The organism is Pseudomonas sp. SD17-1, assembly GCF_029201585.1.
GTDB lineage: Bacteria > Pseudomonadota > Gammaproteobacteria > Pseudomonadales > Pseudomonadaceae > Aquipseudomonas > Aquipseudomonas palmensis.
On record NZ_CP104044.1, the window covers coordinates 328,221 to 349,064 of the forward strand.

General features: G+C 64.1%; 16 protein-coding genes. 10 read left to right on the forward strand and 6 right to left on the reverse strand.

What is annotated here, in order from left to right; translation table 11 throughout:
• Window positions 1-35: 35 nt before the first annotated feature.
• The 3 genes from ntrC to glnA all read right to left on the reverse strand — a co-directional run bounded on the left by ntrC (window position 36) and on the right by glnA (window position 4,345).
• Window positions 36-1,472 (reverse strand): nitrogen regulation protein NR(I), encoded by a 1,437-nt coding sequence (ntrC, locus tag N0B28_RS01555; protein ID WP_043862194.1) that lies wholly within the window; start codon window positions 1,470-1,472, stop codon window positions 36-38.
• The gene (gene glnL, locus N0B28_RS01560; protein ID WP_043862193.1) at window positions 1,469-2,554 is read right to left on the reverse strand and encodes a nitrogen regulation protein NR(II); all 1,086 of its coding nucleotides are present in this window, start codon (window positions 2,552-2,554) and stop codon (window positions 1,469-1,471) included. Before glnL ends, ntrC begins: the two co-directional genes overlap by 4 nt.
• A gap of 384 nt (window positions 2,555-2,938) precedes the next feature.
• Entirely contained in the window at window positions 2,939-4,345 is a 1,407-nt protein-coding gene (gene glnA, locus N0B28_RS01565) for a glutamate--ammonia ligase (RefSeq protein WP_043862192.1), read from the reverse strand.
• A 331-nt stretch (window positions 4,346-4,676) separates the two neighbouring features.
• Here glnA and thiI point away from each other — a divergent pair, with 331 nt between their 5' ends.
• Both thiI and typA read left to right on the forward strand, forming a co-directional pair.
• On the forward strand, window positions 4,677-6,131 hold the full coding sequence (gene thiI, locus N0B28_RS01570; protein WP_043862191.1) for a tRNA uracil 4-sulfurtransferase ThiI: 1,455 nt from the start codon (window positions 4,677-4,679) through the stop codon (window positions 6,129-6,131).
• 128 nt (window positions 6,132-6,259) lie between these two features.
• A complete protein-coding gene (gene typA, locus N0B28_RS01575) occupies window positions 6,260-8,080 on the forward strand; it encodes a translational GTPase TypA (protein ID WP_043862190.1) in 1,821 nt (606 codons plus the stop codon).
• 157 nt (window positions 8,081-8,237) lie between these two features.
• Here the strand turns inward: typA and N0B28_RS01580 are convergent, their stop codons facing one another.
• Window positions 8,238-8,642: a YkgJ family cysteine cluster protein gene (locus N0B28_RS01580; RefSeq protein WP_043862189.1), complete on the reverse strand. Its 405-nt coding sequence runs from the start codon at window positions 8,640-8,642 to the stop codon at window positions 8,238-8,240.
• A 200-nt stretch (window positions 8,643-8,842) separates the two neighbouring features.
• Here N0B28_RS01580 and N0B28_RS01585 point away from each other — a divergent pair, with 200 nt between their 5' ends.
• The 3 genes from N0B28_RS01585 (at window position 8,843) to N0B28_RS01595 (ending at window position 13,045) form a co-directional block, all read left to right on the forward strand.
• Window positions 8,843-11,293: a glycogen/starch/alpha-glucan phosphorylase gene (locus N0B28_RS01585; RefSeq protein ID WP_058541651.1), complete on the forward strand. Its 2,451-nt coding sequence runs from the start codon at window positions 8,843-8,845 to the stop codon at window positions 11,291-11,293.
• A gap of 141 nt (window positions 11,294-11,434) precedes the next feature.
• Complete coding sequence (locus N0B28_RS01590) at window positions 11,435-12,445, forward strand: class 1 fructose-bisphosphatase (protein ID WP_043862187.1); 1,011 nt, start codon at window positions 11,435-11,437, stop codon at window positions 12,443-12,445.
• Window positions 12,446-12,448: 3 nt separating this feature from the next.
• Window positions 12,449-13,045, forward strand: coding sequence for a DUF924 family protein (locus tag N0B28_RS01595; RefSeq protein WP_043862186.1), 597 nt, complete (start codon window positions 12,449-12,451; stop codon window positions 13,043-13,045).
• A gap of 86 nt (window positions 13,046-13,131) precedes the next feature.
• Here the strand turns inward: N0B28_RS01595 and N0B28_RS01600 are convergent, their stop codons facing one another.
• A complete protein-coding gene (locus tag N0B28_RS01600) occupies window positions 13,132-15,024 on the reverse strand; it encodes a methyl-accepting chemotaxis protein (RefSeq protein WP_043862185.1) in 1,893 nt (630 codons plus the stop codon).
• 229 nt (window positions 15,025-15,253) lie between these two features.
• On the opposite strand from N0B28_RS01600, the gene bamE reads away from it, so the two are divergent.
• Window positions 15,254-15,508, forward strand: a complete 255-nt coding sequence (bamE, locus tag N0B28_RS01605; RefSeq protein ID WP_043862184.1) for an outer membrane protein assembly factor BamE — start codon at window positions 15,254-15,256, stop codon at window positions 15,506-15,508.
• Window positions 15,505-16,080 (forward strand): lipocalin family protein, encoded by a 576-nt coding sequence (locus N0B28_RS01610; RefSeq protein ID WP_058541650.1) that lies wholly within the window; start codon window positions 15,505-15,507, stop codon window positions 16,078-16,080. The genes bamE and N0B28_RS01610 overlap by 4 nt, the downstream gene beginning before the upstream one ends.
• Before the next feature lie 91 nt (window positions 16,081-16,171).
• On the opposite strand, the gene N0B28_RS01615 is transcribed toward N0B28_RS01610, so the two are convergent.
• On the reverse strand, window positions 16,172-17,536 hold the full coding sequence (locus tag N0B28_RS01615; protein ID WP_275730013.1) for a formimidoylglutamate deiminase: 1,365 nt from the start codon (window positions 17,534-17,536) through the stop codon (window positions 16,172-16,174).
• 143 nt (window positions 17,537-17,679) lie between these two features.
• Here N0B28_RS01615 and hutC point away from each other — a divergent pair, with 143 nt between their 5' ends.
• The 3 genes from hutC (at window position 17,680) to hutU (ending at window position 20,824) form a co-directional block, all read left to right on the forward strand.
• On the forward strand, window positions 17,680-18,390 hold the full coding sequence (gene hutC, locus N0B28_RS01620) for a histidine utilization repressor (protein ID WP_275732025.1): 711 nt from the start codon (window positions 17,680-17,682) through the stop codon (window positions 18,388-18,390).
• Window positions 18,387-18,959 carry a HutD family protein gene (locus N0B28_RS01625; RefSeq protein WP_275730016.1) on the forward strand — a complete coding sequence of 191 codons (573 nt, stop codon included), beginning with the start codon at window positions 18,387-18,389 and terminating at the stop codon, window positions 18,957-18,959. The genes hutC and N0B28_RS01625 overlap by 4 nt, the downstream gene beginning before the upstream one ends.
• A gap of 188 nt (window positions 18,960-19,147) precedes the next feature.
• Window positions 19,148-20,824: a urocanate hydratase gene (hutU, locus tag N0B28_RS01630; RefSeq protein WP_043862179.1), complete on the forward strand. Its 1,677-nt coding sequence runs from the start codon at window positions 19,148-19,150 to the stop codon at window positions 20,822-20,824.
• Window positions 20,825-20,844 lie beyond the last annotated feature (20 nt).

Sequence of the window (20,844 nt, forward strand, 5' to 3'; positions counted from 1 at the left end):
TAGGAGCCGGCCTTGCCGGCGAAGAGGCCCCTGAGTCATGCCTCGTCGTCGCCCTCGTCGTCCCCGCCGTCGACCTTCATGCCCAGTTCCTTGATCTTGCGCGTCAGGGTGTTGCGCCCCCAGCCCAGCAGCACCGCTGCATCGCGCCGCCGCCCGGCGGTGTGCTTGAGCGCCGTCTCGATCATGATCCGCTCGAAACTCGGCACTGCGCTGTCCAGCAGGTTCGACTGGCCACGGCTCAGCGCCTGGTCGGCCCACTGGCGCAGCGCCTGCTCCCAGTTGGTCACCGGCGCCGCGTCCTGCGGCAGGTTCAGCAGCTCCGGCGGCAAGTCGCCGATATGCACCTCGCGCCCCGAGGCCATCACCGTGATCCAGCGGCAGGTGTTCTCCAGCTGGCGCACGTTGCCCGGCCACGGCAGGTTGCGCATGAACTCCTCGGTCTCGGGCTTGAGCAGCTTGGGCTCCACCGACAGCTCCTGCGCCGCACGCCCCAGAAAGTGCCGGGCCAGGGTCGGGATGTCTTCGCGGCGGTCGGCCAGGCGCGGGATGTGGATGCGGATCACGTTCAGGCGGTGGAACAGGTCTTCACGGAACTTGCCGGCCTGCACCAGGGTTTCCAGGTTCTGGTGGGTGGCGGCAATGATGCGCACGTCCACCTTCACCGGCACATGCCCGCCCACCCGGTAGAACTCGCCATCGGCCAGCACGCGCAGCAGGCGGGTCTGGGTGTCGGCCGGCATGTCGCCGATCTCGTCGAGAAACAGCGTGCCGCCGTCGGCCTGCTCGAAACGCCCGCGGCGCAGGTTGGCCGCGCCGGTGAACGCGCCCTTTTCATGGCCGAACAGCTCGGACTCCATCAGGTCCTTGGGGATCGCCGCCATGTTCAGCGCGATGAACGGCGAGGCGGCGCGTGGGCTGTGACGGTGCAGGGCGTGGGCCACCAACTCCTTGCCGGTGCCCGATTCGCCGTTGATCAGCACGGTGATGTTGGAATGGCTGAGCCGGCCGATGGCGCGAAACACCTCCTGCATGGCCGGCGCTTCGCCGATGATTTCCGGGGTGCGGGTCAGCGCCTGGGGCTCGGCCATGCCCTGCTGTTCCTGGGCGTGCTGGTTGGCGCGCTTGACCAGCGACACCGCCTCGTCCACGTCGAATGGCTTGGGCAGGTACTCGAACGCGCCGCCCTGGTACGAGGCCACGGCGCTGTCCAGGTCCGAGTGCGCGGTCATGATGATCACCGGCAGACGCGGGTGCTGCTCGCGGATCTGCGCCAGCAGGTCCAGGCCGCTGGCACCGGGCATGCGAATGTCGGAGATGATCACGTCCGGCTGCTGGCGGGCCAGGCGGCTCATGACCCCATCGGCACTGTCGAAGCTCTGGGTGGTCATGCCTTCCTGTTGCAGGGCTTTTTCCAGGACCCAACGGATGGAGCGGTCGTCGTCGACGATCCAGACGGTTTCGCTTCGGCTCATGAAGAAGTGGCTCCTTGTTCCAGCGGCAGGAAGATCGAGAAGGTGGTGTGGCCAGGGTGGCTGTCACATTCGATCAGGCCCTGGTGCTGGCTGATGATGTTCTGGGTGATGGCCAGGCCCAGCCCGGTACCGTCCGGGCGACCGCTGACCATGGGATAGAAGAGGGTGTCCTGCAGTTCCGCGGGGATACCCGGGCCGTTGTCGATGATTTCGATGCGCGCCACCAGGCGGTGGCGGGTGTGGCCGATGGTGAACTGGCGCATGGCGCGGCTGCGCAGGGTGATGCGGCCCAGGCGCAGCTCGTTCTGCCCGCTGATGGCCTGCATGGCGTTGCGCACGATGTTGAGCACGGCCTGGATCATCTGCTCGCGGTCCACCAGCACGTCGGGCAGGCTCGGGTCGTAGTCGCGCACCAGGGTGATGCCGCCCTGGCTTTCGGCCTCCACCAGGCTGCACACGCGCTCGAGCACTTCGTGGATGTTGGTCATGGCCAGCGACGGCAGTTTGTTGGAGCCGAGCATGCGGTCGACCAGGTTACGCAGGCGGTCGGCCTCTTCGATGATGACGTTGGTGTAGTCCTTGAGGCCGTTGTCGGGCAGTTCGCGGGCCAGCAGCTGCGCGGCGCCACGGATGCCGCCCAGCGGGTTCTTGATTTCGTGGGCCATGCCGCGCACCAGCATCTTGGTGGTTTCCTGCTTGGACAGCTGCGCCTCTTCCTTGGTGATGCGCAGCAGGCGGTCGCGCGGGTGCACTTCGAGCAGCAGCAGGGTGCGGCCGTGGTTGAGGATCGGGGTGACGGCGTAGTCGACGGTCAGGGTCTGGCCGGTGAGGGCGGTGAGCATGGCTTCGCGCTTGGTGAACGGGTGCGCGTGCTCCACGGCCTGGCGCAGCGAGTTGAGCGCTTCGGTCGATTCGGTGAACAGCTCGCTGATGAACTGCCCGTGGCTGCGCTGGCCGCTGATGGCCAGGAGCATTTCCGCTGCCGGGTTCATGTACTCCAGGCGCAATTCGGCATTGAGCAGAATGGTGGCAGTGGTCAGGTTGTCCAGTAGCAGTCGGTGCAGTGCATCGCTGATGGTCATGGGGCGTCGTTGACCTCTTTTGGCACAGTACCGCCCTGATCGGGGCCAGGGTGGCGCGCGCTGGTAATCGGCTGATGCCAGGAAAATGCAAGAACCAAACCAAGGCTCCGAAAAGAAGCGCAATTCCCTGAAACCGGGCCTTGGCTGCGCAAAAAATGACTGCATTAACGGGTTGCAGGCTGTTTTTGAACCAAAATGGGCTGTTGGTGCAGGAGTAGCGCTGCCTTGTGCACCATTGTAGAGCACTGCTCACTTCGTCGCGGGTCAAGCCCGCTCCCACTGGTTTGTGGCAGCGGGCTTGACCCGCGATGAAGTCAGCGCAAAAAAAAGGCCTCCCGAATGGGAGGCCTCTCTCGTTACGCCGCGTGAGCGAGCGTCACTGGCTTAGCAGCTGTAGTACAGCTCGTATTCCAGTGGGTGTACGAAGGTGCGCACCTTGATTTCTTCTTCGCTTTTCAGGGCGATGTAGGCATCGATGAACTCGTCGGAGAACACGCCGCCCTTGGTCAGGAACGCACGGCCCTTGTCCAGCTCTTCCAGGGCTTCCTTCAGGCTGCCACAGACCTGCGGGATCTCTTTGGCCTCTTCAGGCGGCAGGTCGTACAGGTTCTTGTCGGCGGCATCGCCTGGGTGGATCTTGTTCTGGATGCCGTCCAGGCCGGCCATCAGCAGCGCAGCGAAGGCCAGGTACGGGTTGGCCGCCGGGTCCGGGAAGCGCGCTTCGATACGGCGGGCCTTGGGGCTCGACACGTAAGGAATGCGGATCGAGGCAGAACGGTTGCGTGCCGAGTAGGCCAGCATGACCGGGGCTTCGAAGCCCGGGACCAGACGCTTGTAGGAGTTGGTCGACGGGTTGGTGAAGCCGTTCAGGGCCTTGCCGTGCTTGATGATGCCGCCGATGAAGTACAGGGCGGTATCGGACAGGCCGGCATAGCCTTCGCCGGCGAAGGTGTTCTTGCCGTCTTTCCAGATCGACATGTGCACGTGCATGCCCGAGCCGTTGTCGCCGTATAGCGGTTTTGGCATGAAGGTAGCGGTGCGGCCATAGGCGTCGGCAACGTTGTGCACGACGTATTTCAGGGTCTGAACTTCGTCAGCTTTTTTCACCAGGGTGTTGAACTTGACGCCGATTTCGTTCTGACCGGCAGTCGCCACTTCGTGGTGGTGCACTTCGACGACCTGGCCCATTTCTTCCAGTGCGTTGCACATGGCAGTACGGATCTCGTGGTCGTGGTCGAACGGCGGAACCGGGAAGTAGCCGCCCTTGACGCCTGGACGGTGGCCCTTGTTGCCACCTTCCACGTCCTGGTCGGACATCCACGAGCCCTGCTCGGAGTAGATCTTGAACATCGAGCCCGAAATGTCAGACTTGAACTTCACTTCGTCGAAGATGAAGAACTCAGGCTCAGGGCCTGCGAATACGGTGTCGCCGATGCCGGTGGAGCGCAGGAACTCTTCGGCCTGCTTGGCGATGGCGCGCGGGTCGCGGTCGTAGCCTTGCATGGTCGACGGTTCGATGATGTCGCAGACCAGGATCAGGGTCGGCTCTTCGGTGAACGGGTCGAGCACGGCGGTGGAGTCGTCCGGCATCAGGATCATGTCGGAGGCTTCGATGCCTTTCCAGCCAGCGATGGAGGAACCGTCGAACATCTTGCCGGCTTCGAAGAAGTCGTCTTCCAGCGCGTCACGGGCTGGCATGGTGACGTGGTGCTGGGTGCCCTTGGTGTCAGTGAAGCGCAGATCAATCCATTTAACGTCATGATCTTTGATGAGTTGAACCGACTTCGACATGGTGTCCTCCGGGTGGGGTAGAGCGTGCCTGTGCAGCCCTTGTAATTTGGGTGATGCCGGGCGCGAATAGTCGGCCAAGGCAACCTGCCTCACAAGGGAGCAAATTGCATGCCAGTGCCCCGAGTTGGGTTTTTCGCCCCATTCTCACGCGTTTACGGGTGCCAACGGCGCTTCAGGGGTTTTTCCTGCACCCTTAGGAGGCGTTTTTTCGTTTGAGTGACCCAAAATGGTGCGCGTGAAACCTTCTGTACAAAAGTTGCTCAAAGCTTGAGCGAATTCCGCTATAATCCGCGCCCCTTCTTTTTCGGCTGGCCACGCGCGCGCTGTTTTCATGAAACTAATCGTCAAAGTCTTTCCAGAGATCACCATCAAGAGCCGCCCGGTTCGAAAGCGCTTCATCCGTCAACTGGGCCGCAACATCCGCACCGTGCTCAAGGACCTGGATCCTGCGCTCGCGGTCGATGGTGTCTGGGACAATCTGGAGGTGGTCACCCGCCTGGACGACGAGAAAGTGCTGCGCGAAATGACCGAGCGCCTGAGCTGCATGCCGGGCATCGCGCATTTCCTCCAGGTCGATGAGTACCCGCTGGGCGACTTCGACGATATCGTCGCCAAGTGCAAGACGCATTTCGGCCACCTGCTGGCCGGCAAGCACTTTGCCGTGCGCTGCAAGCGCGGCGGCCACCATGATTTCAGCTCGATGGACGTCGACCGCTATGTCGGCAGCCAGCTGCGCCAGCAGTGCGGCGCAGCCGGCATCGACCTGCGCAACCCCGAAGTGGAAGTGCGCATCGAGATCCGCGACAAGCGCCTGTACGTGATCCACAACCAGCACAAGGGCATCGGCGGCTACCCGCTGGGCGCGCTGGAGCAGACCCTGGTGCTGATGTCCGGCGGCTTCGACTCCACCGTGGCGGCCTACCAGATGATGCGCCGCGGCCTGATGACCCACTTCTGCTTCTTCAACCTGGGCGGCCGTGCCCACGAGCTGGGCGTGATGGAAGTCGCGCACTACCTGTGGAAGAAGTACGGCAGCAGCCAGCGCGTGCTGTTCGTCAGCGTGCCGTTCGAAGAGGTGGTGGGCGAGATCCTCGGCAAGGTCGACAACAGCTACATGGGCGTGACCCTCAAGCGCATGATGCTGCGCGCCGCCACCAACATCGCCGACCGCCTGCAGATCGACGCGCTGGTCACCGGCGAGGCGATTTCCCAGGTGTCCAGCCAGACATTGCCCAACCTGGCGGTGATCGACTCGGCCACCGAGAAGCTGGTGCTGCGCCCGCTGCTGGCCAGCCACAAGCAGGACATCATCGACCAGGCCAATGAAATCGGCACCGCCGAGTTCGCCAAGCACATGCCCGAGTACTGCGGCGTGATCTCGGTGAACCCGACCACCTGTGCCAAGCGTCACCGTGTCGACCATGAAGAGAAGCAGTTCGACATGGCCGTGCTCGAGCGCGCCCTGGAACGCGCCCGCCTGGTGTCCATCGACCACGTGATCGATGAACTGGGCCAGGATATCCAGATCGAAGAAGTCAGCCAGGCGCTGGCCGGGCAGGTGGTGATCGACATTCGTCACCCCGACGCCCAGGAAGACCAGCCTCTGGAACTGGACGGCATCGAGGTCAAGGCCTTGCCGTTCTACGCCCTCAACAGTCGCTTCAAGGAGCTGGACCCCACGCGCCAGTACTTGCTGTATTGCGACAAGGGAGTGATGAGTCGCCTGCATGCCCACCATCTACTGAGTGAGGGGCATGCCAATGTGCGCGTTTATCGTCCGACATAAGATGCCGGGGTTGTATGGCGGCAGTATCCGCCATCGCCCTCCCGACCGACGAGCCCGTTGAGCGCCGTTCATTCACATTCGCCGCCTAGACTGGGCGGCAACCCGAATCCTCTGATCGAGATACACAAGTGATCGAAAATCTACGCAACATCGCCATCATCGCCCACGTTGACCATGGCAAGACCACCCTGGTAGACAAACTGCTGCGTCAGTCCGGCACCCTGGAGCGCAACGAGCTCAACGACGAGCGCGTGATGGACTCCAACGACCAGGAAAAAGAGCGCGGCATTACCATTCTGGCGAAAAACACCGCCATCAACTGGAACGGCTACCACATCAACATCGTGGACACCCCGGGCCACGCCGACTTCGGTGGTGAAGTAGAGCGTGTGATGTCGATGGTCGACTCCGTGCTGCTGCTGGTAGACGCCCAGGACGGCCCTATGCCGCAAACCCGTTTCGTGACCAAGAAGGCTTTCGAAGCCGGCCTGCGTCCGATCGTGGTGATCAACAAGGTCGACCGTCCGGGCGCGCGTCCTGACTGGGTTCTGGACCAGATCTTCGACCTGTTCGACAACCTGGGTGCCACCGACGAACAGCTGGACTTCAAGGTCGTCTACGCCTCGGCCCTGAACGGCATTGCCGGTCTGGACCACACCGAAATGGCCGAAGACATGACCCCGCTGTACCAGTCGATCGTCGACAACGTGCCAGCGCCAAGCGTCGACCGCGACGGTCCGTTCCAGATGCAGATCTCGGCACTGGACTACAACAGCTTCCTGGGCGTGATCGGTGTTGGCCGCATCGCCCGTGGTCGCGTCAAGCCGAACACCCCGGTTGTGGCCATCGACGTTGACGGCAAGCGCCGCAACGGTCGTATCCTCAAGCTGATGGGTCACCACGGCCTGCACCGCGTCGACGTCGAAGAAGCCCAGGCTGGCGACATCGTCTGCATCAGCGGTTTCGACGAGCTGTTCATCTCCGACACCCTGTGCTCCCCGGACGCAGTCGAGGCGATGAAGCCGCTGACCGTCGACGAGCCGACCGTTTCGATGACCTTCCAGGTCAACGACTCGCCGTTCTGCGGTAAGGAAGGCAAGTTCGTCACCAGCCGCAACATCAAGGAGCGTCTGGACAAGGAGCTGCTGTACAACGTTGCACTGCGCGTTGAAGAAGGCGACTCGGCCGACAAGTTCAAGGTATCGGGTCGTGGTGAGCTGCACCTGTCGGTACTGATCGAAACCATGCGTCGCGAAGGCTTCGAAATGGGTGTTGGTCGTCCGGAAGTGATCATCCGCGAAATCGACGGTGCCAAGCACGAGCCGTTCGAGAACGTCACCATCGACATCCCTGAAGATTCGCAGGGCAAGGTCATGGAAGAAATGGGCCTGCGTAAAGGCGACCTGACCAACATGGTGCCGGATGGCAAGGGCCGTGTACGTCTGGAATACAACATTCCAGCCCGTGGTCTGATCGGTTTCCGCAACCAGTTCCTGACCCTGACCAACGGTGCAGGCATCCTGACCTCGATCTTCGATCGCTACGCGCCAATGAAGTCCGGCCACATGTCCGGCCGTCAGAACGGCGTACTGGTATCGGTAGAGACCGGCAAGGCGCTGACCTACTCGCTGGAAACCCTGCAGGCGCGCGGCAAGCTGTTCGTCGAGCACGGCCAGGAGATCTACAACGGTCAGATCGTCGGTCTGAACAGCCGTGACAACGACCTGGGCGTCAACCCTACCAAGGGCAAGAAGCTCGACAACATGCGTGCTTCGGGCAAAGACGAAACCATCGCTCTGGTACCACCTGTTCGCTTCACCCTGGAACAGGCTCTGGAATTCATCCAGGACGACGAGCTGTGCGAAGTCACGCCCAAGTCGATCCGTCTGCGCAAGAAGATCCTGGACGAAGGCGAGCGTACCCGCGCTGCCAAGAAAGCCAAGAACTGAGTTAGCTCAGGCTGAATGAAAACGCCCCCGGTCGAAAGGCCGGGGGCGTTTTTGTTTGTGCAAGGCCTGAAACTTGCGCTGGCCGAATCGCGGGTCAAGCCCGCTCCCACAGGTAAATGCACAACCTTGTGGGAGCGGGCTTGACCCGCGATGCTTTTCAGCGGGCCACGGGCTTTGGCTTGTACGCGCAGTACCCCGGCCGCGGGCCGATCCTTGGGTGGTTGCGGCAGGTGTCGGGGCGCTTGTCGTAAATGGTGCAGAACCGCGTCTTGCGGTCCAGGTACAGGCAATCGTCGTTGCTCATGCGCTGCAAGGTGAAGATCCCGGACTTCTGGTTGAAGCGCTCGACGATCCCATCCTTCTGCAGGCGCTTGGCGATGTTCTTGGGCGGCTCGCCCCGTTCGAATTCGTCCACCACGCCAATGCGGATCAGATCCGTGAGCTTGACCTCCACCGGCAAGGTGCAGCAACTGGACATGCAGCCCCCGCACATGTGGCTGGAATACCTCTGCCAGGTATCCAGGCGGTCGAGTTCGGCGGCGGCAATCAGGGTCGGTTTCATCAGGTTCGGTTTTTCAGATGGTCGGGTGGGCGCGCGATCATACCGGAGTTGGTCAAAATGTGAACAACCATTTGCCGGGTTCGTGCCAACCCGGTACCGCTTTTGCACAGAAACAAACGAACCCGCGCTACCGCGCCCGGTCGAACCGTCTAGGCTGAGAAATCCCCATCCGCATTCGTCAACTTGCCCGAGGACGTCGTATGTCTCAGGAACCACTCGCACGTGACGCACAGGTGGCTGCCTTTCGCACCGCTGTACTGGAAAAACTGACCTATGCCGTCGGCAAGGACCCCGAGCACGCCTTCGACCACGACTGGTTCGAGGCCATTGCCCTGGCCGCCCGCGACCACATGGTCGACCACTGGATGGACCACACGCGGCAGATCTACCGCAAGAGCCAGAAGCGCGTCTATTACCTCTCCCTCGAATTTCTCATCGGCCGCCTGCTGTACGACAGCCTGAGCAACCTCGGCCTGCTGGACATCGCCCGTGAAGCAATGACCGGGCTGGACGTGGACCTGGAGCGCATCCGCCTGCTCGAACCCGATGCGGCGCTGGGCAACGGCGGCCTCGGGCGCCTGGCGGCGTGCTTCATGGAGAGCATGTCGACCCTGGGCATCGCCGCCCACGGCTACGGTATCCGCTATGAGCACGGGCTGTTTCGCCAGGCCGTGGTCGACGGCTGGCAGCAGGAGCAGACCGAAAACTGGCTGGATTTCGGCAACCCCTGGGAGTTCGAGCGTGCCGAGGTGATCTACCCGATCAGTTTCGGCGGCAGCGTCGAGACCCGGCACGACGAATCCGGCCAGCCGCGCCAGGTGTGGTGGCCGGCCGAAACGGTGCGTGCGGTGGCCTACGACACGCCCGTGGTGGGCTGGCGTGGTGCCAGCGTCAATACCCTGCGCCTGTGGCGCGCACGGGCCCTGGAAGAGCTGCACCTGGAGCGTTTCAATGCCGGCGACCACCTGGGCGCGGTGGCCGAAGTGGCCCGCGCCGAGAGCATCTCGCGGGTACTGTACCCGGCCGACAGCACCGAGGCCGGCCAGGAGCTGCGCCTGCGCCAGGAGTACTTCTTCGTCTCGGCCTCGCTGCAGGACCTGCTGCGCCGCCACCTGAACATGAACCCCACGCTGCTCAACCTGCACGAAAAGGCCGCCATCCAGCTCAACGACACCCACCCCTCGATTGCCGTGGCCGAGCTGATGCGCCTGCTGGTGGACCAGCACGAACTGCCGTGGGACACCGCCTGGCAGCTCACCGTCGACACCCTGGCCTACACCAACCACACCCTGCTGCCCGAGGCGCTGGAGACCTGGTCGGTGGGCCTGATGGAGCGCATGCTGCCGCGCCACATGCAGATCATCTACCTGATCAACGCCTTTCATATCGACGCGCTGCGGGCCAAGGGCATCCATGACTTCGACGTGCTGCGCGCGGTGTCGCTGATCGAGGAGGACAACGGCCGGCGGGTGCGCATGGGCAACCTGGCGTTCCTCGGGTCGCACAGCGTCAACGGCGTGTCGGGGCTGCACACCAAGCTGATGCGCAGCACCGTGTTCGCCGAACTGCACAAGCTCTACCCCGAGCGGATCAACAACAAGACCAACGGCATCACCTTCCGCCGCTGGCTGTACCAGGCCAACCCGCCGCTCACCCGCATGCTGGTGGAGGCGCTGGGGCCCGAGGTGCTGGACGACCCCGAGAAGCACCTGCGGCGCCTCGAGCCGTTCGCCGACAAGCCGGCGTTTCGCAAGGCCTTCGCCCAGCAGCGCCTGCACAGCAAGAAGGCCCTGGCCAACCTGATCCAGGAGCGCCTGGGCATCACGGTCGACCCCGAGGCGATGTTCGATGTGCAGGTCAAGCGCATCCACGAATACAAGCGCCAGTTGCTCAACCTGCTGCATACCGTGGCGCTGTACCAGGCGATCCGCGCCGAGCCGGGCACGCACTGGGCGCCGCGGGTGAAGATCTTCGCCGGCAAGGCAGCCGCCAGCTACCACCAGGCCAAGCTGATCATCAAGCTGGCCAACGACATCGCCAGGGTGGTCAACAACGACCCGACCGTGCGCGGGCTGCTCAAGGTGGTGTTCCTGCCCAACTACAACGTGAGCCTGGCCGAGAGCATCATCCCGGCGGCGGACCTGTCCGAGCAGATCTCCACCGCCGGCTACGAGGCTTCGGGCACCAGCAACATGAAGTTCGGCCTCAATGGCGCGCTGACCATCGGCACCCTGGACGGCGCCAACGTCGAGATGTGCGAGCAGGTGGGGGCCGAGCACATGTTCATCTTCGGTCTGACCTCCCAGCAGGTGGAGGCGCGCAAGCGCAGCGGCGATTTCGGTGCCAGCTCCGCCATCGGCGCCTCGTACCGGCTCAACGACGTGCTCCAGGCGATCCGCGGCGGGGTGTTCTCGCCGGACGACCCGGCGCGCTACGTGGGGCTGATCGATTCACTGGTGCCGTATGACCGCTTCCTGGTGTGCGCCGACTTCGATGCCTACTGGGAGGCCCAGCGCCGCGTCGAGGAGCTGTGGCACGACCCCCAGCAGTGGTGGCGCTCGGCCGTGCTCAATACCGCGCGCATGGGCTGGTTCTCGTCGGACCGCACCATTCGCGAATACGCCGGGGAGATCTGGAACGCGCTGGAGTAGGCACCTGGCATCGGGCCCGGGGGCGTGAACCTTCGGGCCGATGTGTCGTCTGATCGGGCGAGCATGTCCTATTGCTCGCTAGCGCTTCACTCTCCCTGTAAACTGCGTGGGTTTTTTCTACCCCATCCTCCGGAGCCTTACATGTCCCGCGTTACCCTGAGTCGCTATCTGATTGAGCAGACCCGCAGCAACAGCACCCCTGCCGATCTGCGCTTCCTTATCGAAGTGGTGGCGCGTGCGTGCAAGGAAATCAGCCACAACGTGTCCAAGGGCGCCCTTGGCGGCGTGCTGGGCAGCATGGGCACTGAAAACGTGCAGGGCGAAGTCCAGAAGAAACTGGACGTGATTTCCAACGACATCCTGCTCGAAGCCAACGAGTGGGGCGGCCACCTGGCCGGCATGGCGTCCGAAGAGATGGACAATGCCTACCAGATCCCGGGCAAGTACCCCAAGGGTGCCTACCTGCTGGTATTCGACCCGCTGGACGGTTCGTCGAACATCGACGTCAACGTCTCGGTCGGCACCATCTTCTCGGTACTGCGCTGCCCCAACGAGTACCTGAGCCAGAACGAAAGCCTCAACGAACAGGCCTTCCTGCAGCCGGGCACCAAGCAGGTGGCCGCCGGTTACGCGATCTACGGCCCGCAGACCATGCTGATCCTGACCCTGGGCAACGGCGTCAAGGGTTTCACCCTGGACCGCGAGCTGGGCAGTTTCGTGCTGACCCACGAGAACATCCAGGTGCCGGAAACCACCGCCGAGTTCGCCATCAACATGTCCAACCAGCGCCATTGGGAAGCCCCGGTGACCCGCTATGTGGGCGAACTGCTGGCTGGCGAGACCGGCCCGCTGAAAAAGAACTACAACATGCGCTGGATCGCCTCGATGGTTGCCGACGTGCACCGCATCCTGACCCGTGGCGGCCTGTTCATGTACCCGCGCGATGCGCGCGAGCCATCCAAGCCGGGCAAGCTGCGCCTGATGTACGAAGCCAACCCGATGTCGTTCATCATCGAACAGGCCGGCGGTGCTTCCACCGACGGTCGCCAGCGCATCCTCGACATCCAGCCCGAGAGCCTGCACCAGCGTGTGGCGGTGTTCCTGGGTTCGAAGCAGGAAGTCGAGCGCGTCACCGGTTATCACCAGGAGTAAATCATGCTCGCACCTTGGCAGCCGTTGCTGGAGTGGTGGTTCGGCTGGGGCACCAGCCCCCAGGCCGTGGCTGACGAGAAGAGTACGCTGTGGTTCGGCAAGCACCACGACGACGAGGCGCGCGAGCGCTTCGGCGAGCTGGCCGCGCAGGCGCTGGCCGGCGAGCTGGACGAATGGCTGGCAAGCCCCCAGGGCTGGCTGGGCCTGGTGCTGCTGCTGGACCAGCTGCCCCGCATGATCCACCGCGACACCCAGCACGCCTTCGATGGCGACCGGCGTGCGCAGGTGCTGGTGATGCAGGGCCTGGACAAGGCCTGGGACTACCAGCTGCTGCCGATCCAGCGCGTGTTCATCCTGCTGGTGCTGGAGCATGCCGAGGTGCTGGACTGGCAGAACATCAGCATCGAGCGCTATCAGTTGCTGCTGGATGCGCAGCCGGACAGTGACCGGCGCCTGTTCGAAGGTTTCCTGGACTATGCCGAGCAGCACCAGCGGGTGATTGCGCGGTTTGGCCGCTTCCCGCACCGCAACCTGGTGCTGGGGCGCCCGAGCACCGATGAAGAGATGGACTTTCTGCTGGAGCCGGGCTCGCGGTTCTGAGCTGAACCCAATCGCGGGTCAAGCCCGCTCCCACTAGGACTATCGCTGTCCTTGTGGGAGCGGGCTTGCCCCGCGATTGTTTCACCCTAGATCCTGAAGCTGCCCACCAGCTGCTTCAACCTGTCCACCTGGCTCTGCAGGTCATTGCAGGCCCGCAGCGTCGCCTGCAAATTCTCCACCCCTTCCTGATTCAGCGTATTGATCTCGGTGATGTCGACATTGATCGATTCCACCACGGCCGTCTGCTCTTCGGTGGCGGTGGCCACCGACTGGTTCATCCCGTCGATTTCGCCAATGCGCACGGTCACGCTGCCCAGGCGCTCGCCGGCCTGGTTGGCAATGCCCACGCTGTGCTCGCTCTGGCGCTGACTCTCGGTCATGGTGCCCACCGCCACCTGTGCGCCGGCCTGCAACTGCTCGATGATCTTCTGCACCTGTTGCGCCGAGTCCTGGGTACGGTGGGCCAGGTTGCGCACCTCGTCGGCCACCACCGCAAACCCGCGACCGGCCTCGCCGGCACGTGCCGCCTCGATGGCCGCGTTCAGTGCCAGCAGGTTGGTCTGCTGGGAGATGCCGCTGATCACCTCGAGAATCTGGCCGATGTTCACCGTGTTGGCGTTGAGCGTCTCGATATGGGTGCTGGCGTCGCTGATCTTGCTCGACAGCTGGTTCATCACCGCAATGGTCTGGTCGACCACCTGCTGGCCGTCCTCGGCCAGGTTGCGTGCTTCGCTGGAGTGCTGTGAGGCAAGGGCGGCGTTGTGGGCGATCTCATGGGCGGCGGCGCCCAGCTGGTTGATCGCCGCCGCCACGCTGCTGGTGCGGCCCGACTGCTGGTCGGCATTGTGGATCGACGCGTTCGAGGCGCTGACCACGCGCAGGGCCACTTCATTGACCCGACCGGTGGCCGAGGACACTTCGCTGATCGAGTTGTGGATACGTTCCACGAAGCGGTTGAACGAGGAGCCCAGCGCGCCGAACTCGTCATGGGCATGAATGCGCAGGCGCCGGGTCAGGTCGCCTTCGCCTTCGGCGATATCGTGCATGGCGCGGCCCATCACATGCAGCGGCTCCATCAGGACGCGGATCAGCACGCCGAGCAAGGCGATGATGATCAGCACGGCGATGGCCGTGGCCACGATGGCCGAGGTCCGAAACTCGCCGAGCATGGCAAAGGCGTAGTCCTGGTCGACCACCATCGCCACGTACCAGTCGGCCGAAGGCACGCCGTTGACGCGGGTGAAGCTGATGAACTGCCGGCGCCCGTCCTGCTCGACTTCCTTGAGGCCGCTACCCGGCTGCGGCGTGCCCTGCGGGTAGGCATCGGCCAGGCGCTTGAGGGTCAGCGAGCTGTCCGGGTGGATCAGGATCTTGCCCTCGGCATTGACGATGAACGCCAGGCCGTGGCCGTCGAAGTTCAGCGAGTTGATGATGCTGCTGATGGTGTCCAGGTCGGTGTCGGCACCGCTGACACCGATCAGGCGGCCAGCCTGCTGCACCGGGGTGGCAATGGTGATCACCAGCTTGCCCGAGGAGGCCGAGACGTAGGGTTCGGTAACGATGCTGCGCCCGGCCTCGCTGGCGCCCTTGTACCAGCCGCGTACCCGCGGGTCGTAGTCGGCGGCGCGGTTGCCCGTGGGCACCGATTGCATGCTGCCGTCCTGGCCGCCGAAGTAGGTCAGGGTGAAGTTGCTGGCATACACCGGCAACGCCATCAGCCGGTCCAGGCTCGGCTTGCCGGGGCCATCCACGGCCACCTGCTGGGCAAACGAATGCTGCAGCTGGATGCGGCTCTGCAGCCAGGTCTGGATGTTGCTGGTGGTAAGGCTGCCGAGCTCCTGCATCGTGGCCTCGGTGTTGCTGCGCAGCGACTGGCGCTGGCGGTAATCGTTGAACAGGATGAAACAGGTAAACGCCACCGCGACCACAAGGGCGGCGGCCAGCAGGATCTTGTGGCTGAACTTCAGGTTTTTGGTCATTGCGAGGTCTGTCTGCACAAGGCGGTCAACGGGGAGGGCGCGGCGAAACGTCGCAGCGCCCTCCTGTGTCGTCCGCGCCGGGCAAAAAATGAGGCGGATGTGCGACTAGTCGACAAATGGCAACGATAACCGTGCAGGTAAATGGGGTTGCCGGGAACCGGATAGGGGTTTTTGCTTCTAAGCTCGAGTCAGGCCCCGTGCTTGCACCCTCATGTTCAGGAGTGACCCCATGTCGTTGCGTTCCCTCGCCCTGTTGTCGTTGTGCGTGTTGCTGGCCGCATGCAGCAAGATCAACCAGGAAAACTATTCCAAGCTCCAGGCCGGCATGCCCAAGGCCGAGGTCGAGCGACTGCTGGGCAGCCCCACCGAGTGTTCCGGCGCTCTGGGCATGACCAGTTGTACCTGGGGCGACCAGAAAGCCTTCATCAGCGTGCAGTACGCCGCCGACAAGGTGCTGATGTACTCGGGGCAGGGTCTCAAATGAAACGCCTGCCCCTGCTGTTGAGCCTGTGCGCCGGCCTGCTGCTGACCGGTTGTGCGCATTCGCGCGACGACGGGCCGTTGCCGCCCAAGACCGTCGACAGCGTCGACCTCAAGCGTTACCAGGGCAAGTGGTTCGAGCTGGCGCGGTTGCCGATGTTCTTCCAGCGCAATTGCGCGCAGAGCGAAGCGCATTACAACCTCAAGCCGGACGGCACGGTGGGCGTGCTCAACCGCTGCATCACGCTCGAGGGCGAGTGGGAGGAGGCCAGTGGTACGGCGACGCCACAGGTGCAGGGCAAGACCGACAAGCTGTGGGTGGAGTTCGACAACTGGTTCTCGCGGTTGCTGCCGGGGGTGACGAAGGGCGATTACTGGGTGCTGTACGTGGACAAGGACTACCAGACGGCACTGGTGGGCAACCCGGACCGCAAGTACCTGTGGATACTGTCGCGCACGCCGACGATTCCGGCGTTGGAGCGCGAGAGCCTGCTGGCGCGGGCGCGTCAGCAGGGGTATGACACCACGCGGCTGATCTGGCGCGTCTCCGACCGCGATATCGCGCAAAAACGGTAACGGCCCTTTCGCCGGCAAGGCCGGCTCCTACAGGCGGTGTCGAACCTGTAGGAGCCGGCCTTGCCGGCGAAGGCCGCGCTGCGGTTTGAGATCAGCCCAGCACTTCGCGAAGCACCCCGGCAAACGCCCGCGAACTCTGTTCTTCACCCGCATGCCGACCCTGCTTGACCACCCACTTGCCATTGACCATCACATCGCGCACCTGCCGGTCGCCGCCGGCAAACAGCCAGCGATTGAGAACCCCGTCCCCGCTCGCCGTAGCGATATACGGATCGGCCCCATCCAGCACGATCCAGTCGGCCCGCCGGCCCACCGCCAGCTCGCCAACCGGCTGCCCCAGCGCCTGCGCACCGCCGGCCAGGGCCGCATCGAACAGCGTGCGCCCCACCATCGGCTGATCGGCGCCATGCAACCGGTTGCGCCGCTGGTCGCGCAGGCGTTGGCCATATTCGAGCCAGCGCAATTCCTCCACCACGCTCAGCGACACATGGCTGTCCGAGCCGATGCCCATGCGCCCGCCCTGGGCCAGGTAGTCGACGGCAGGGAAGATGCCGTCGCCCAGGTTGGCCTCGGTGGTCAGGCACAGGCCGGCCACCGCCTTGCTGCGCGCCATGGCGCTGACTTCGTCGGGCTCGGCGTGGGTGGCGTGCACCAGGCACCAGCGCTGGTCGACATCGACGTTTTCATACAGCCACTGCAATGGCCGGCGGCCACTCCAGGCCAGGCAGTCGTCGACTTCCTTCTGCTGTTCGGCAATGTGGATATGCACCGGGCAGGCCTTGTCACCGGCAGCCATGACCTGGGCGATCTGCTGCGGGGTGACCGCGCGCAGGGAGTGAAAGCACAGCCCCAGGCGCTGCGCCGGTTGCTGGGCGAGCAGCGGCGCCAGTTGCGTGTGCAGGTGCAGGTACTGCTCGGTGCCGTTGATGAAGCGACGTTGCCCGTCATTGGGCGCCTGCCCGCCGAAACCCGAGTGGCTGTACAGCACCGGCAGCAAGGTCAGGCCGATGCCGGTGTCGGCGGCGGCCTGGCTGATGCGCAGCGACAGTTCGGCCGGGTCGGCATAGGCCTTGCCCTGGGCGTCATGGTGCACGTAATGGAATTCGGCCACCGAGGTGTAGCCGGCCTTGAGCATCTCGATGTACAGCTGGCGCGCGATGATGCCCAGTTGCTCGGGGCTGATCCGGCCCACCAGCCGGTACATCAGCTCGCGCCAGGTCCAGAAGCTGTCGTTGGGGTTGCCGGCCACTTCCGCCAGGCCGGCCATGGCGCGCTGGAAGGCGTGCGAGTGCAGGTTCGGCATGCCCGGCAGCAACGGCCCGGCCAGGCGCTCGGCGCCATCTGCCGAGGCGCCTGGCTGTACGCTATTCAACAGGCCGTCGGGGCCTGTCTCGATTCGCACGTTTTCTGCCCAGCCTGTAGGCAACAAAGCACGTTCGGCAAAGAACACGGACATCGGTACGCCACCCTTTTCTGGTTATTTGTATATACATATACAGACGTTTGCCTGCCCGGTAAACTGCGGCACTCTACCGGTCATACTCATCACCAAGGATTTTTGCCGTGTCGACACCTCCTGTCTCCGCGTTGGTTGCCCACATGGGCGAGGGCCCGGCGCCGCTGTATGCGCGGGTCAAGCAGATGATCGCCCAGCAGATCCAGAACGGCAGCTGGCCGCCGCATCACCGCGTACCGTCCGAGAGCGAACTGGTCACCGAGCTGGGCTTCAGCCGCATGACCATCAACCGCGCCTTGCGCGAGCTGACCGCCGAAGGCCTGCTGGTGCGCATGCAGGGCGTCGGCACCTTCGTCGCCGAGCCCAAGAGCCGCTCGGCGCTGTTCGAGGTCAACAACATCGCCGACGAGATCGCCGCGCGCGGCCACCAGCACAGCTGCAAGGTGATCACCCTGACCGAAGGGGCGGCAGGCTCTGAGCGGGCGCTGGCGCTGGACATGCGCGAAGGGCAGCGGGTGTTCCATTCGCTGATCGTGCACTACGAAAACGGCATCCCGGTGCAGATCGAGGACCGCTTCGTCAACGCCCAGGTCGCCCCGGACTACCTCAAGCAGAACTTCACCCGCCAGACCCCCTACGCCTACCTGTCCCAGGTGGCGCCGCTGACCGAAGGCGAGCACGTGGTCGAGGCGATCCTGGCCGAACCCGAGGAATGCCGCCTGCTGCAGATAGAGCCGGGCGAGCCGTGCCTGCTGATCCGCCGGCGCACCTGGTCGGGTCGCCAGCCGGTCACGGCGGCGCGCCTGATTCACCCCGGTTCCCGTCACCGCCTGGAAGGACGCTTCAGCAAATGAGTTCGTTGACCCTGTTACGTGCCGCCGACTACCCGCGCATGCCGTGGAAGAACGGCGGCGGCAGTACCGAAGAGATCACCCGCGATGGCGGGGCCGGCCTGGAGGGCTTTGGCTGGCGCCTGTCGATTGCCGACATCGCCGAGTCGGGCGGGTTCTCCAGCTTTGCCGGGTATCAGCGCGTGATCAGCGTGCTGCAGGGCGATGGCATGCGCCTGATGGTGGATGGCCAGGCCAGCCGCGAGCTGCTGGCGTTCGATGCCTTCGCCTTCAGCGGCGAAAGTGCAGTGAGCTGCAACCTGCTGGGCGGACCGATTCGCGACTTCAACCTGATCTACGCGCCGCAGCGGTTTGCCGCGCGGTTGCAGTGGCTGCCGGGTGAAAGCCGGGTGTACAGCTCGGCCCAGACGCTGCTGGTGTTCGCGGCGCACGAGCGGGTGCGGGTCAAGGTCGCAGGGCATGCCGAGCAGTGGCTGGGTCTCTATGACTGCCTGCGGCTGGACGGCAACCACGGGTTGCTGGAGTTCGAGGTCAGTGGGCAGATCTGCCTGATCGAGCTGACCGAACGTTAAGGGCTTCGCCAGCAAGGCTGGCTCCTGCAGGTTCCATTCTTTTTTTGCGTGTGGGAGCCGGCCTTGCCGGCGAAGCGGACGACACTGTTTTTTGGTTGCCTGTACTTGTACATACAAGTAAATATATGTTTGTATTGCATCCATGGCAGTGCCATCCCGAATTCGCCTTTCGCTCGAGGAGCCCTTACGTGACGAACAAGCACAATAAATTCCGTGACGTCGAAATTCGCGCCCCGCGCGGCACCCAGCTCACCGCCAAGAGCTGGCTGACCGAAGCGCCGCTGCGCATGCTGATGAACAACCTCGACCCGCAAGTTGCCGAGAACCCCAAGGAGCTGGTGGTGTACGGCGGCATCGGCCGCGCCGCGCGCAACTGGGAGTGCTACGACAAGATCGTCGAGAGCCTCACCCACCTGAATGACGACGAGACCCTGCTGGTGCAATCCGGCAAGCCGGTCGGCGTGTTCAAGACCCACAGCAACGCCCCGCGCGTACTGATCGCCAACTCCAACCTGGTGCCGCACTGGGCCAACTGGGAACATTTCAACGAACTCGATGCCAAGGGCCTGGCCATGTACGGCCAGATGACCGCCGGCAGCTGGATCTACATCGGCAGCCAGGGCATCGTGCAGGGTACCTACGAAACCTTCGTCGAAGCCGGCCGCCAGCACTACAACGGCAGCCTCAAGGGCAAGTGGGTGCTCACCGCGGGCCTGGGCGGCATGGGCGGCGCGCAGCCACTGGCCGCGACCCTGGCCGGCGCCTGCTCGCTGAACATCGAATGCCAGCAGAGCCGCATCGACTTCCGCCTGAGCAGCCGCTACGTGGATGAACAGGCCACCGACCTGGACGACGCCCTGGCGCGCATCGCCAGATACACGGGCGAAGGCAAGGCCATCTCCATCGCCCTGCTGGGCAATGCCGCCGAAATCCTGCCCGAGCTGGTCAAGCGCGGCGTGCGCCCCGACATGGTCACCGACCAGACCAGCGCCCACGACCCGCTCAATGGCTACCTGCCGGCCGGCTGGACCTGGGAGCAGTACCGCGACCGCGCGCAGACCGAACCGGCGGCGGTGGTCAAGGCTGCCAGGCAGTCGATGGCCGTTCACGTGCAGGCCATGCTCGACTTCCAGAAGCAGGGCATCCCGACCTTCGACTACGGCAACAACATTCGTCAGATGGCCAAGGAAGAGGGCGTGACCAACGCCTTCGACTTCCCCGGCTTCGTACCTGCTTATATCCGCCCGCTGTTCTGCCGCGGCGTGGGCCCGTTCCGCTGGGCCGCGCTGTCGGGCGACGCCCAGGACATCTACAAGACCGACGCCAAGGTCAAGGAACTGATCCCCGACGACGCGCACCTGCACAACTGGCTGGACATGGCCCGCGAGCGCATCAGCTTCCAGGGCCTGCCGGCACGTATCTGCTGGGTCGGCCTGGGCCTGCGCGCTAAGCTGGGCCTGGCGTTCAACGAAATGGTGCGCAGCGGCGAGCTGTCGGCACCGATCGTGATCGGCCGCGACCACCTGGACTCCGGCTCCGTCTCCAGCCCCAACCGTGAAACCGAAGCCATGCAGGACGGCTCCGACGCCGTGTCCGACTGGCCGCTGCTCAATGCCCTGCTCAACACCGCCAGCGGCGCGACCTGGGTCTCGCTGCACCACGGCGGCGGGGTGGGCATGGGCTTCTCGCAGCACTCGGGCATGGTCATCGTGTGCGACGGCACCGACGAAGCCGCCGAGCGTATTGCCCGCGTTCTGCACAACGACCCGGCCACCGGCGTGATGCGCCATGCCGATGCCGGTTATCAGATCGCCATCGACTGCGCGAAAGAGCAGGGCCTGAACCTGCCGATGATCACGCGCTGAGCGGCGCCCTGGTCGATACT

Excerpts from the sequence above, each read along its gene's own strand:
- N0B28_RS01580 (WP_043862189.1), bottom strand. The coding sequence starts at position 8,642 with ATGAAACCGACCCTGATTGCCGCCGCCGAACTCGACCGCCTGGATACC.
- N0B28_RS01610 (WP_058541650.1), top strand. The coding sequence starts at position 15,505 with ATGAAACGCCTGCCCCTGCTGTTGAGCCTGTGCGCCGGCCTGCTGCTG.
- bamE (WP_043862184.1), top strand. The coding sequence starts at position 15,254 with ATGTCGTTGCGTTCCCTCGCCCTGTTGTCGTTGTGCGTGTTGCTGGCC.
- thiI (WP_043862191.1), top strand. The coding sequence starts at position 4,677 with ATGAAACTAATCGTCAAAGTCTTTCCAGAGATCACCATCAAGAGCCGC.
- N0B28_RS01595 (WP_043862186.1), top strand. The coding sequence starts at position 12,449 with ATGCTCGCACCTTGGCAGCCGTTGCTGGAGTGGTGGTTCGGCTGGGGC.
- glnL (WP_043862193.1), bottom strand. The coding sequence starts at position 2,554 with ATGACCATCAGCGATGCACTGCACCGACTGCTACTGGACAACCTGACC.
- N0B28_RS01590 (WP_043862187.1), top strand. The coding sequence starts at position 11,435 with ATGTCCCGCGTTACCCTGAGTCGCTATCTGATTGAGCAGACCCGCAGC.
- N0B28_RS01625 (WP_275730016.1), top strand. The coding sequence starts at position 18,387 with ATGAGTTCGTTGACCCTGTTACGTGCCGCCGACTACCCGCGCATGCCG.
- N0B28_RS01585 (WP_058541651.1), top strand. The coding sequence starts at position 8,843 with ATGTCTCAGGAACCACTCGCACGTGACGCACAGGTGGCTGCCTTTCGC.
- hutC (WP_275732025.1), top strand. The coding sequence starts at position 17,680 with ATGGGCGAGGGCCCGGCGCCGCTGTATGCGCGGGTCAAGCAGATGATC.
- glnA (WP_043862192.1), bottom strand. The coding sequence starts at position 4,345 with ATGTCGAAGTCGGTTCAACTCATCAAAGATCATGACGTTAAATGGATT.
- N0B28_RS01615 (WP_275730013.1), bottom strand. The coding sequence starts at position 17,536 with ATGTCCGTGTTCTTTGCCGAACGTGCTTTGTTGCCTACAGGCTGGGCA.
- N0B28_RS01600 (WP_043862185.1), bottom strand. The coding sequence starts at position 15,024 with ATGACCAAAAACCTGAAGTTCAGCCACAAGATCCTGCTGGCCGCCGCC.
- ntrC (WP_043862194.1), bottom strand. The coding sequence starts at position 1,472 with ATGAGCCGAAGCGAAACCGTCTGGATCGTCGACGACGACCGCTCCATC.